Raw genomic sequence first — 11,877 nt, 5'->3', positions numbered from 1 at the left:
GAGGGAGCTGAAACCGGTCAGGCCTGGGCTGAGGCCTGAGGTCAGGCCTTGCGGGCAGCGATGCGCGCCGCGCGGGCGGCCAGGCGCTCGTCGAACTTGCGGGCCTCGGAGTCCAGGCCGTCCATGAACAGGCCGAGCTCTTCCTGAGCCTTCTGGCCCTCGGGGCCCAGGCCGTCGATGTCCATGATCTTCAGGAAGCGGATCACGGGGCTCAGTACGTCGTCGTGGTGGATCCGCAGGTTGTAGACCCCGCCGATCGCCATCTGCGCGGCCATCCGCTCGAAGCCGGGCATGCCGTGTCCGGGCATCCGGAAGTTGACCACGACGTCCCGCACGGCCTGCATCGTCAGGTCCGGGGCGAGCTCGAAGGCCGCGCCCAGCAGGTTGCGGTAGAAGACCATGTGCAGGTTCTCGTCCTGCGCGATGCGCGCCAGCATGCGGTCGCAGACCGGGTCACCGGACTGGTGGCCGGTGTTGCGGTGCGAGATGCGGGTGGCGAGCTCCTGGAAGGCCACGTACGCCACCGAGTGCAGCATCGAGTGGCGGTTGTCGGACTCGAAGCCCTCCGACATGTGCTGCATCCGGAACGCTTCCAGCTTGTCCGGGTCCACGGCGCGCGAGGCCAGCAGGTAGTCGCGCATCACGATGCCGTGGCGGCCCTCCTCGGCCGTCCAGCGGTGCACCCAGGTGCCCCAGGCGCCGTTGCGCCCGAAGAGCGAGGCGATCTCGTGGTGGTAGCTGGGGAGGTTGTCCTCGGTCAGCAGGTTCACGACCAGCGCGATCTTGCCGATCTCGGTGACCTTGGACTGCTCCGGGTCCCAGGCCTCGCCGTCCTCGAAGAAGCCCGGGAAGTTCCGGCCGTCGCTCCACGGGACGTACTCGTGGGGCATCCAGTCCTTGGTGACCTTCAGGTGGCGGTTGAGCTCCTTTTCGACCACCTCTTCCAGCGCGAACAGCAGCTTGGCGTCGGTCCACGCCTCCGAGCTGCCGAGGTGGGGAGAGGTGATCGTCACGGGTACTCCTGGGTGCAAAGCGAATTACCTACGGTTCCGTAGCCTACGGAGTCGTAGGTTAAGCGTGACATCAAGACCAGCCAAGTCCCAGGCAGGTGTATGTCTGGTTACATCCGGTTATCTATGCAGTTTGAGGGCGGATTCAGAGCCTCCGGAAAGGGCAAAGTCACGCCAGAAGGTGGTCCGCGGCGCCCGCTTTGACCGCGGAGATGAGTGCACGGAGGGCGTCGATCGAGTCGGTGACGTACGTCGAGGACTCCGTCGTCCCGATGTACGCCTTGCCCTCGGCGTCCCGTCCGAAGCGGAAGCAGTTCGCTCCCTCGCTGCAGAAGGCCTCGTCCCAGGCGATCTTGCTCGCCACGGGCGACTCGGTGGTGGCGGTCGTGGGGCTGGCAGTGGTCGTGTTCATGGCGTCTTTCCTCGGAGGGTCGGTCAGAGGCTCTGTGCGACGGCGTGGATGAAATCGCGGGAGTCGGCGGCCGGCAGCGCCAGCGAGCGCAGCCGCTCCAGCAGCCCCCGGTAGCGCAGCAGCTTCATGTGCGAGTCGAGCAGCATCGAGCCGTGCGAGCTGTCGAGCTGCACGGTGTCGAGCTGGGATATCTCGGCTGCGGCGTACGTGAAGGACTGCCCGGCGCCGGGGAAGCCGCCGGCGGTGAAGGGGATGACCAGGACCGTCGTACGCGCCCGCTCCGACTGCTCCAGGATGTGCTCCAGCTGCGCCCGGGCGACCTTCGGTCCGCCGAACTGCATCCGCAGGGCCGCCTCGTGCACGACCGCCTCGTACAGCGGGGGCCGCTCCCGCGCGAACACCTGCTGCCGGCTCATCCGCAGCGCGAGCCGTGCCTGCAGGTCCGGCTCCGGCAGCGGCGGATCGGCGGTGTCGAAGACCGCTCGCGCGTGCGCCTCGGTCTGCAGCAGACCGGGTATGTGTGTGGTGACCGCGGTGTGCAACTCGACCGAGTGGTGCTCCAGTTCGCAGATGTCGAGCAGGCCGGGCGGCAGCATGCCGCGGTGCTGCTCCCACCACCCCTTGTCCCGCTCCTGCGCCATCGTCGAGAGCAGCTCGACGAGGCCGGTGTCGGGGCAGTCGTAGTTGAAGGCGAGGGTGCGGACACGCTCGGCGCTGATGCCGATCCGGCCGGATTCGATGTTCGGGATCCGCGTGCGGTCGACCCCCAGGAGAGCCGCGGCCTGCTGGACCGTCATGCCCGACTCCTCGCGGAGTTTGCGCAGCTCCGAGCCTAGGCGCTGCTGCCTCGCGGTCGGCGTGCTCCTGGGTGGCACGGGTGTCCTCCCCTTCGGTGCGGGGCAGGCCCGAGAGCCGTACCCATCCTGAAATGCCCTGAGAAATCAGCAAGTGATGAGACAAGTAGTAGCACTGTGCACCCGGTTACGCTACGGTCGGTAGTGCAAGTCTCACACGCGGCGACCTCGCGGTCCCGTATGACCACTCCATGACCAACCGGTCTTTGATCACACGGCTGTCGATCACACCCATACTTGGAGCAGCACGATGACGGGCACTCTCCGTGGCCTGCGGTCGGTCCATGAGCCCCGGCGGATCCCGCCCGAGGCGGAGAAGTTGAACTACTCGATACGCCTGCCCGGCGGCGCCTACTGCGCGGGCACCGCCCGCTCCGTCGTCCGGTCACTGCTCACCCGGCACGGTCTGACCGACCTGTGTGACAACGCGGCCCTCGCCGCCTCCGAACTCGTGGCGTACGCACACCGCTTCACGCCCGACAAGGAGATGATGCTGAAGATCCGCTGGCAGTTCGACGCGCTGCGGATCGTCGTCTACGACCAGCACCCGGCGCACTCCTCGCCCGAGGCGAGCGAGGAGTGCAGGCGCCGGCGCAGCCGCGCGATGTGGCTGCTCGCCACGGCCGTCGAGGCCTGTGGCGGGGACTGGGGCCTCACCCCCGTCCTGACCTCGATGGGCGGCACCAAATCCTGGGCCTTACTGCCGCGCGAACCATGAACCGCAGGAGCGCCCGGCTACTCGTGCCACAGCGTCTCCCGGACCTCCTCGGCCGTCGTCGGCCGCAGTTCGCCGTCCAGCAGCAGCCACCGCGTGATGCCGATCGACTCCAGGAACGGCACGTCGTGGCCGGCCACCACGAGTGCGCCCTCGTAGGACTCCAGCGCCTCCGTCAACTGCCGCACGCTCGCCAGGTCCAGATTGTTCGTCGGCTCGTCCAGCATCAGTAGCTGCGGAGCCGGCTCCGCGAGCAGCAGTGCCGCCAGCGTCGCCCGGAACCGCTCGCCGCCCGACAAGGTGCTGGCCGGCCGGTCCGCCCGGGCGCCCCGGAACAGGAAGTGCGCGAGCCGCGCCCGGATCAGGTTGTTCGTGGCCTGCGGGGCGAACCGTGCCACGTTCTCCACCACCGAACGGCCCTCGTCCAGCACGTCGAGGCGCTGCGGCAGGAACCGCGTGGTCACGTGCGTCACCGCCGCCCCGGACACCGGCGCCAGCTGCCCGGCGATCGTGCGCAGCAGCGTGGTCTTGCCCGAGCCGTTGTGCCCCACCAGGGCGATCCGTTCCGGCCCGCGCAGCTCCCACTCGCCCCGTACGGCCGCCCCGTGGGCCAGTCGTACGTCGCTCAGGGTCAGGACGCGCCGCCCGGGCGGGACCAGGGTGGCGGGGAGCTTGACGCGGATCTCGTCGTCGTCGCGCACCGCCTCCGCGGCCTGGTCGAGGCGCTCCTTCGCCTGCGCGAGCTTCTCGGTGTGCAGGATCCGGTGTTTGCCGGCCGATTCCTGCGCCGCGCGCTTGCGGGCGCCCATCACGATCTTCGGCTCGCGCTTGTTCTCGAACATCTTCTGGCCGTACCGCTTGCGCCGGGCCAACTTGACCTGGGCATCGGCCAGTTCTCGCTTCTGCCGCTGTACGTCGGCCTCCGCGACCCGGACCATCCGCTCGGCCGACTCCTGCTCGATGGCGAGCATCTCCTCGTAGTCGGTGAAGTTCCCCCCGTACCAGCGGACCTCGCCGTCGCGCAGCTCGGCGATCTGGTCGACCCGCTCCAGCAGCTCCCGGTCGTGACTGACCAGGACCAGCACCCCGGTCCAGGATTCGACCGCCGCGTAGAGGCGGCGCCGGGCGCGCAGGTCCAGGTTGTTGGTGGGCTCGTCGAGCAGCAGCACATCGGGACGGGCCAGCAGCAGGGCGGCCAGTCGCAGCAGTACGCACTCGCCGCCCGACAGTTCGCCGACGGTGCGGTCCAGCCCGATCCGGGCGAGTCCCAGCTGGTCGAGCATGGCCGTGGCCCGCTCCTCCACGTCCCAGTCGTCGCCGACGGCGGCGAAGTTGGCCTCGGTGGCCTCGCCCGCCTCGATGGCGTGCAGGGCGGCGCGGACGGTGCGGATGCCGAGGGCCTCGTCGACCCGTAGCGCGGTGTCGAGCGTGAGGTTCTGCGGCAGATACCCGATCGTGCCCGCAACGGACAACTGACCGTCACTGACGTCCAGTTCGCCGGCGATCAGCTTCAACAGCGTGGACTTCCCACAGCCGTTGAGGCCGATCAGTCCGGTCCGGCCGGGTCCCACGGCAAGGGAGAAACCGTCGAAGACGGGTGTGCCGTCGGGCCAGCCGAAGGACAGGTCGGAGCAGGTGATGAATGCAGGGGAATGACTCATAGAGGCCTCCAGGTTGCGTGAGTGGTCCGTGCAACGCGGGGAGACAGCCGACATCGGCAATGGCGGTGGTCGGTGTCTCGAACCTCAGAAGAGCAACGTCCTGCTCCGTTTCGACGGTGATGTGGGGGCGCTTCCCAGCGGTAGCCGGGGGAGCGTCTACGAAGCTACGGGCGGCCGAAGCCGCCCGCAAACGAATTAGCAGCTGTCACGCATCAGCTCGGCCAGGCTGTGGTCCATGTCGAGGTAGAGGTGCTCCAGCCCCGGCGGGACCACGGTCGAGGCCCGCTCCAGGAACCGGTGCAGCTCGGCCGTCACCATCAGCACGATCGCGACGCCCTCCGGGGCGTGGAACTCGATGGTCGTCCGGTCACCGTCGTACGGGCGCACGCGCACGTCGCCGCAACCCGTCGGGCGGTCCAGCCCGCTCTCCAGCAGCTCGCGCGAGAAGGTCCACGAGACCTCGACGCCCTCCAGCGTGGCCGGAGCGGGGAAGGCCATGCGGACGGCGAACGGATCCGCACGGTCGTAGCAGAGGGTGACGGGCACGGTCTCGACCTTCGGCGCGGTGGCGACCAGACGGGCCTGTACGGCCTGCTCGATGACAGTGATCAAGGCTCACTCCCTTGCGGCGGATCTGCTGCCGGGCCGTGGGGTGGAGCCCGGCAACTCGATAGACGCCGGAATCGGCAAATCCGTGCATGGAAGGTGACGTGAGCTGTGTCACCGATTGGCCGGAACCCGCCCGTGTGATCGCACAGCGTGACCATCCGCGCGGCGCGGCGCCAGGAAAGTCACTCGCCGTGGCCCGCCCCGGACGGAGCGCAGAAGGGCTGATTACCGCTCACTCCACAGGCGCAAAGCATGGCCCTGGTCCCCCTCCGACCTCCCCGTCCCCGGTCGTCACACTCGGCCGCGCAGCACGAGCCGGTACCGGAGGCACCCTGGACGGCAAATCAGCCGTGCGTTAGCTTCCCGCGCCATGAGACTTCTGGGAGTTGGCATGTGCGCGGCAGCCCTCACACTCGGCTTACTGGCGGCCCCCGCCCACGCCGCAGAGCCCCTGCACGGCGCCGGCTGGGCACTGAAGAGCACCGGCAAGGAGGTCCGCTTCCGCGGCCTGGCGGCGGTCAGCCACACCACCGCGTGGCTGGCAGGCTCCAAGGGCACGGTCCTGCGCACGGTGGACGGCGGCCGCACCTGGAGCGACGTTTCCCCACCGTCCGCCGTGGCGCAGGCCCTGGAACTGCGCGACATCGAGGCCTTCGACTCCCGCCGCGCCGTGGCCCTGTCCATCGGCGAGGGCGAGGCCTCCCGAATACTGCGCACCGAGGACGGCGGAGCCACCTGGGCCGAGACCTTCCGCAACCCCGACCCGCGCGCCTTCTACGACTGCCTGACCTTCTTCGACAGCCGCCACGGGCTGGCCATGAGCGACCCCGTGGACGGCAAGTTCCGCCTCCTGTCCACGGACGACGGCGGGCGCACCTGGGAGGTCCTGCCCACCGAGGGCATGCCCGAGGCGCTGCCCGGCGAGGCCGGCTTCGCCGCGAGCGGCCAGTGCCTGGTCAGCGCGGGCCCGAAGGACGTCTGGCTCGCCACGGGCGGCGCCGCGACCGCCCGCATCCTGCACTCCTCCGACCGCGGCCTGACCTGGACGGCCACCGAATCCACCCTCCCGGCCGGCGACCCGGCGCGCGGCGTCTTCGCCCTCGCCTTCCGCGACCGTACGAAGGGCCTCGCCGTCGGCGGCGACTACCGCACCGGCCAACCCTCCCCGCAGGCCGCGGCCGTCACCTCCGACGGGGGCCGCAGCTGGAACGGCGCGGCCACCCCGCCGCCGGCGTACCGCTCGGGCGCGGCCTGGTACCCGTACGCCGGGAACACGGCCCTGGCGGTGGGCCCGACGGGCACGGACGTGAGCACCGACGGGGGCCGCCACTGGCGGCCGCTGGACCCGGGCTCCTTCGACACCGTCGACTGCGCGCCTGCCGCCGGGTGTTGGGCGTCGGGGGAGAAGGGCCGCGTGGCCCGGCTGGAGCGGCGCGGCTAGCGGCACCCGCTGTCTCGGAGTCCCTCAGACCAGCGGGTTCTCCCGCACCGTCGACAGGTCCGCCGAGGTCTTCGTCGCGATGAACTGCGTGATGCGGTAGGCGCACACGCCCGCCACCGTGAAGGGGTCCTCGGCCGCGATCTTCTCGATCTCGGCCCGGGACACCCCGCCGGCCAGGATCACGCCGCCGTCGCGCGGGACCTTTCGGCCCGACGCGAGGAAGATGCCGGAGGCGTAGTAGCCGTCCAGCCAGGCGATGTGGGCGTCCATCTGCTCTTCGACGGCTTCGACGGGCGCCGTGTAGGTGAGCTCCATTACGAACATGATCGCCAGGCTACTCTCGCTGGACCATGACGACTGTGAAGACCCCCGCCGACGAGGCCGAGGCCCGGGCGATACAAGACGAACTACGCCACCACGTCGTGCTCGACGAGCCCGGCCCGCCACCCGGACACGGGTTCGTGACGGGCGTCGACGTCGCCTACGACGACGAACGCGACCTGGTCGCCGCCGCGGCCGTGGTGCTCGACGCCGTCACCCTGGACGTGGTCGAGGAGGCCACCGCCGTGGGGCACGTCAGCTTCCCCTACGTACCCGGCCTGCTCGCCTTCCGCGAGCTGCCGACCGTACTGGCCGCCCTCGACGCCCTGACCACCCCGCCCGGCCTGGTCGTCTGCGACGGCTACGGCCTCGCCCACCCCCGCGGCTTCGGCCTCGCCTGCCACCTCGGCGTGGTCACCGGCCTCCCGGCCATCGGCATCGCGAAGAACCCGTTCACCTTCACCTACGAGGAACCGGGCGCCCGGCGCGGAGACGCCGCCCCGCTCCACGCACCGGACGGCGCCGTCGTCGGCCGGGCGCTGCGCACGCAGGACGGCATCAAGCCGGTCTACGTCTCCGTCGGGCACCGGGTCTCGCTGGACAACGCCTGCGCCCACGCCCTCGCCCTCAGCCCCCGCTTCCGGATCCCCGAGTCCACCCGGCACGCGGACTCCCTGTGCCGGCGCGCGCTGCGCGAGGCGGCGGGGTGAGGTGGCCGCCCACAAGCCGACCAGCCACAACCCGCAGCTGACACCTCACCGTTGGCACCTCACACCTCACACCTCACACCTCGCACCTCACCGCTCGTCCGCCACCCGAAAACCAATCCCCGCCTTCCGCAGCCGGTCCAGCAGGGCGTCGCCCATCGCCACCGCCGTGGTGAGCTGGCCGGCACGGGCGGGCAGGGTGTCGTAGGCCAGGCAGAGAGCGGACTCCGCCAGCATCTTCGCCGTCTCCCCGTAGCCCGGGTCGCCGCCGGAGACCTCGGTGAGCACGCGCCGCCCGCCGCCCTCGCCCACGAACCGCACGGTGAACCAGCTGCGCGCGCGGCGCTCCGCGTCCGGCCCCTGGCCCGACTCCCAACGGCTCATCAGCCACCGCCGCGCGGGCGGGACCTGGGCCAGGGCCACCGTCGCACCCAGGGCCGCCGTACCGCCCACCGCGACGGGCAGGTGCTTGACGGAGGCGTAGTGCCGGTAGCGGAAGTCCGGGCCGTACCGCTCCAGCGCGGCCGCCGACCGCGCCACGATCGCCGGGTCCAGGGTGGGCAGCGGCAGCGCCCAGGTGCCCGTCTCCCGGCTGAACCTGGGTGCCCCCACGGGCCCCCGCGCGCGGCGGCCCAGCAGCCGGGGCTCGTGCAGTCTGCGGGCGTGCGCGGCCGCGAAGGTCTGCGGGCCGCGCCCCAGCGCGGTCAGCGCGGAGGCCAGGGTCCCGCCGGAGAAGACGGCGTTGGACCGCATGAACCCGTCGACCCGGAGGGGAACCCCCTCGGGCAGCCGCGACACCGTGAAGTACGCCCCGAGGTCCGCCGGGATCGAGTCAAAGCCGCACGCGTGCACGATCCGGGCCCCCGTCTCCCGGGCGCGGGCGTCGTGCTCGACGTACATCCGGTCCACGAACTCCGGCTCCCCGGTGAGGTCCACGTAGTCCGTGCCCTCCTCGGCGCAGGCGGCGACCAGCGCCGCCCCGTGCCAGATATACGGACCCACGGTGGTGGCCAGCACCCCTGTGGAAGCGGCCAGTTGGCGCATCGCCGCGACGTCCCCGGCGTCCGCCCGGAGCAGGGGCAGCTCCGCGCACGCGGGGTCGATGACCGCCAGCCGCTCGCGCAGCCGCTCCAGCTTCCCGAGGTCGCGGCCGGCCAACGCCCACCGGCAGCCGGCGGGAGCGTGTGCGGCGAGGTACTCGGCGGTCAGGGCCCCGACGAACCCCGTCGCGCCGAAGAGCACGATGTCGTAGGCCCGTTCGGGCCCGCCCTGCGGAACTTGTGCGTTCATGACCGCTCCTCCCGGCTGGTGTCGGTGGCTGAGGCTAGCGTGAGGAGCGACTGTCCGTGCGAGCAGGTGCGACCTGCGGGAAACTGGAGGTGTCGGTGAAGGCTGCGGTGCGCAAGTGGGAGGCGGTGCGGGAGTTCGCCCTCGGGCTGCCGGAGGCGGTGGAGGACCACCCGTGGGGGCCCGAGGACTGCGTGATCAAGGTCAACAAGAAGATCTTCCTCTTCCTCGGGACCGTCGACGGGCCGCAGCAGCCCGGACTCTCGGTGAAGCTCCAGGGCGAGGCACTGCACGGCCACGCCATGGCCGCGCCGGGGGCGGAACCGACCGGGTACGGCCTGGGCCGGTCCGGCTGGGTGTCCGTCCCGCTGGGGGAGAAGGGGGCGCCGTCGGTCGAGGTGCTGTGCGAGTGGGTGGAGGAGAGCTATCGGGCCCGTGCGCTCAAGCGGCACGTCAAAGAGCTCGACGCCAGGATCGAGTCAAACGACTAAGCGCTTGCTCTTGTGCTGACGGGGTCACGTTCCTAGCATCGCTGGTGTTACATCAGTTGTGTCACACCGTGCGGCTAACAACGCTGGGGGCTCGATGGCAGTGACAGGGAACGAGGCCGGCACCGCCGGAACCGCGAGCGGAACCGCGGCCGCCCGCGGCCCGCTGGCCGGCGTGCGCGTCGTCGAACTGGCGGGCATCGGCCCCGGCCCGTTCGCCGCCATGCTCCTCGCCGACCTGGGGGCCGACGTCGTACGGGTGGACCGGCCGGGCGGTGGCGGGCTCGCGGTCAATCCGGCCTACGACGTCACCAACCGCAACAAGCGTTCCGTCCTGGTCGACCTCAAGTCGGCCGACGGCCCGGCCCGGGTCCTGGACCTGGTCGAGCGGGCCGACGTCCTCATCGAGGGCTTCCGCCCCGGGGTCGCCGAGCGGCTCGGCGTCGGTCCGGCCGACTGCCACGCCCGCAACCCGAAGCTGGTCTACGGCCGGATGACCGGCTGGGGCCAGGAAGGCCCCCTCGCGCACACCGCCGGGCACGACATCGCGTACATCGCCGTCACCGGGGCCCTCGGCATGATCGGCAACCCGGACGAGCCCCCGGCCGTCCCCGCCAACCTCGTCGGCGACTACGCGGGCGGCTCGCTCTACCTCGTCATCGGCGTCCTCGCCGCCCTCCAGCACGCCCGCACCCCCGGTGGCGCCGGCCAGGTCGTCGACGCGGCCATCGTCGACGGCACCGCCCACCTCACCGCCATGATCCACGGCATGATGGCGGCGGGCGGCTGGCAGGACCGCCGCGGGGCGAACCTGCTCGACGGAGGCTGTCCCTTCTACGGCAACTACGAGACCTCCGACGGCCAGTACATGGCGGTGGGGGCCCTGGAGCAGCAGTTCTACGACACCTTCGTGGAGCTGCTCGGCATCAAGGACCAGGCCCCGGCCCGCAAGGACCTGGCCCGCTGGGGCGAGCTGCGCGAGGCCGTCGCCGCACGCTTCAGGACCCGTACGCGCGCGGAGTGGACGGCCGTCTTCGAGGGCACCGACGCGTGCGTGGCGCCCGTACTCTCCCTGCGCGAGGCCCCGGAGCACCCGCACCTCGCCGCCCGCGGCACCTTCACGGACTTCGGCGGGATCGTGCAGCCCGCGCCCGCCCCGCGCTTCTCGGCGACCCCGGCCGCCGTCACCGCCGGCCCCGCCCAGCCGGGCGCGCACACCGAGTCCGTGGCCGCGGACTGGGGGGTGCCGGCACTCCTGAAGGACGCCCCGGCCAACCCCGCGAACGACGCTTCGGCCAACCCCGCGAACGACGCCCCGGCCAAGCCCGAGAAGGACGCCTGATGGAACTGTCCATGATGCTCGACTACGCCGGCGACGCCCGCCGCGCCGCCGACCAGGCGGCCGAGCTGGAGTCGGCGGGGCTCGACGCGGTGTGGGTCGCCGAGGCCTGGGGCTTCGACTCCCCGACGATCATGGGGTACCTCGCGGCCCGCACCGAGCGCCTGAAGATCGGCTCGGCGATCCTCAACGTCTACTCCCGCACCCCGGGCCTCATCGCCCAGACGGCCGCCGGCCTCGACGCCGTCTCCGGCGGCCGGGCGCTGCTCGGCCTCGGCGCCTCCGGCCCGCAGGTGGTGGAGGGCTGGCACGGGAAGCCGTACGACAGGCCGCTCGGCCGCACCCGCGAGACGGTGGACCTGTGCCGCCGCATCTGGCGGCGGGAGACCATCGACCACCACGGCATCACCGACATGCCGCTGCCGCCCGAGAAGGGCGGCCGGCACGGCAAGCCGCTGAAGCTCCTCACCCGCCCCGTGCGCAGCGCCATCCCCGTCTACATCGCCTCGCTCGGCCCGGCCAACGTGGCGATGACGGCGGAGATCGCCGACGGCTGGCTGCCCACCCTCTTCATCCCGGAGAAGGCGCGGGCGGTGTGGGGCGCCCCGCTCGCCGAGGGCGCCGCCAAGCGGCCCGCGGAGCTCGGCCCGCTGCAGACCGTCGCGGGCGGCCTGCTCGCCATCGGCGAGGACGCGGCCGCGGTACGGGACCTCGCGCGCCCGCAGATCGCCCTGTACGTAGGGGGCATGGGCGCGGTCGGCAAGAACTTCTACAACGACCTCGCCGTGGCCTACGGCTACGAGGAGGAGGCCCGGAAGATCCAGGAGCTCTACCTCTCCGGCCGGAAGCGCGACGCCGCGGCCGCCGTCCCGGACGAGTTCTGCGAGCTGATGACGCTGTGCGGGCCCGAGGGCTACGTCCGCGAGCGGATCGAGGCCTTCCGCGAGGCGGGCGTCACCATGCTCAACGTCACGCCCGTGGGCCCGGAGCCGGCCCGGCTGATCGAGACCGTCAAGAACTGGCTTTAAGGAGC

Annotated in this window: 13 protein-coding genes; 6 read left to right on the top strand and 7 right to left on the bottom strand. The window is 71.5% G+C overall.

Translation table 11 applies throughout. The features are described 5' to 3' along the window. Positions 1-41: 41 nt before the first annotated feature. The 3 genes from OG625_RS06570 to OG625_RS06560 form a co-directional block, all read right to left on the bottom strand. Positions 42-1,013, bottom strand: a complete 972-nt coding sequence (locus OG625_RS06570; RefSeq protein ID WP_329377230.1) for an acyl-ACP desaturase — start codon at positions 1,011-1,013, stop codon at positions 42-44. 166 nt (positions 1,014-1,179) lie between these two features. Further along, entirely contained in the window at positions 1,180-1,422 is a 243-nt protein-coding gene (locus tag OG625_RS06565) for a hypothetical protein (protein ID WP_329377228.1), read from the bottom strand. 23 nt (positions 1,423-1,445) lie between these two features. Further along, complete coding sequence (locus tag OG625_RS06560) at positions 1,446-2,297, bottom strand: helix-turn-helix domain-containing protein (RefSeq protein WP_329377226.1); 852 nt, start codon at positions 2,295-2,297, stop codon at positions 1,446-1,448. A gap of 229 nt (positions 2,298-2,526) precedes the next feature. Between OG625_RS06560 and OG625_RS06555 the strand changes: the two genes are divergently transcribed. Beyond that, positions 2,527-2,994: an ATP-binding protein gene (locus tag OG625_RS06555; RefSeq protein ID WP_329377224.1), complete on the top strand. Its 468-nt coding sequence runs from the start codon at positions 2,527-2,529 to the stop codon at positions 2,992-2,994. 17 nt (positions 2,995-3,011) lie between these two features. On the opposite strand, the gene OG625_RS06550 is transcribed toward OG625_RS06555, so the two are convergent. After that, a complete protein-coding gene (locus tag OG625_RS06550) occupies positions 3,012-4,652 on the bottom strand; it encodes an ABC-F family ATP-binding cassette domain-containing protein (protein ID WP_329377222.1) in 1,641 nt (546 codons plus the stop codon). A gap of 195 nt (positions 4,653-4,847) precedes the next feature. Then, positions 4,848-5,264 carry an SsgA family sporulation/cell division regulator gene (locus OG625_RS06545; protein WP_329377220.1) on the bottom strand — a complete coding sequence of 139 codons (417 nt, stop codon included), beginning with the start codon at positions 5,262-5,264 and terminating at the stop codon, positions 4,848-4,850. 388 nt (positions 5,265-5,652) lie between these two features. Between OG625_RS06545 and OG625_RS06540 the strand changes: the two genes are divergently transcribed. Then, the gene (locus tag OG625_RS06540; protein WP_329377218.1) at positions 5,653-6,702 is read left to right on the top strand and encodes a WD40/YVTN/BNR-like repeat-containing protein; all 1,050 of its coding nucleotides are present in this window, start codon (positions 5,653-5,655) and stop codon (positions 6,700-6,702) included. Between the two features lie 24 nt (positions 6,703-6,726). Here the strand turns inward: OG625_RS06540 and OG625_RS06535 are convergent, their stop codons facing one another. After that, a complete protein-coding gene (locus OG625_RS06535; RefSeq protein ID WP_329377216.1) occupies positions 6,727-7,026 on the bottom strand; it encodes a YciI family protein in 300 nt (99 codons plus the stop codon). Between the two features lie 26 nt (positions 7,027-7,052). Between OG625_RS06535 and OG625_RS06530 the strand changes: the two genes are divergently transcribed. Next, positions 7,053-7,733 (top strand): endonuclease V, encoded by a 681-nt coding sequence (locus tag OG625_RS06530; RefSeq protein ID WP_329377214.1) that lies wholly within the window; start codon positions 7,053-7,055, stop codon positions 7,731-7,733. An 87-nt stretch (positions 7,734-7,820) separates the two neighbouring features. Here the strand turns inward: OG625_RS06530 and OG625_RS06525 are convergent, their stop codons facing one another. Then, positions 7,821-9,020, bottom strand: a complete 1,200-nt coding sequence (locus OG625_RS06525; protein WP_329377212.1) for a saccharopine dehydrogenase family protein — start codon at positions 9,018-9,020, stop codon at positions 7,821-7,823. An 83-nt stretch (positions 9,021-9,103) separates the two neighbouring features. Here OG625_RS06525 and OG625_RS06520 point away from each other — a divergent pair, with 83 nt between their 5' ends. The 3 genes from OG625_RS06520 to OG625_RS06510 all read left to right on the top strand — a co-directional run bounded on the left by OG625_RS06520 (position 9,104) and on the right by OG625_RS06510 (position 11,872). Then, positions 9,104-9,508, top strand: coding sequence for an MmcQ/YjbR family DNA-binding protein (locus OG625_RS06520; RefSeq protein ID WP_329390477.1), 405 nt, complete (start codon positions 9,104-9,106; stop codon positions 9,506-9,508). 94 nt (positions 9,509-9,602) lie between these two features. Further along, positions 9,603-10,847, top strand: coding sequence for a CaiB/BaiF CoA transferase family protein (locus tag OG625_RS06515; protein WP_443067676.1), 1,245 nt, complete (start codon positions 9,603-9,605; stop codon positions 10,845-10,847). After that, complete coding sequence (locus OG625_RS06510) at positions 10,847-11,872, top strand: LLM class F420-dependent oxidoreductase (RefSeq protein ID WP_329377210.1); 1,026 nt, start codon at positions 10,847-10,849, stop codon at positions 11,870-11,872. The genes OG625_RS06515 and OG625_RS06510 overlap by 1 nt, the downstream gene beginning before the upstream one ends. The last annotated feature ends 5 nt before the right edge of the window (positions 11,873-11,877 follow it).

It is taken from the genome of Streptomyces sp. NBC_01351 (assembly GCF_036237315.1).
Lineage (GTDB): Bacteria > Actinomycetota > Actinomycetes > Streptomycetales > Streptomycetaceae > Streptomyces.
Note: the sequence above shows the minus strand (reverse complement) of the source record. Positions and strands in the feature narration are given on the sequence as shown.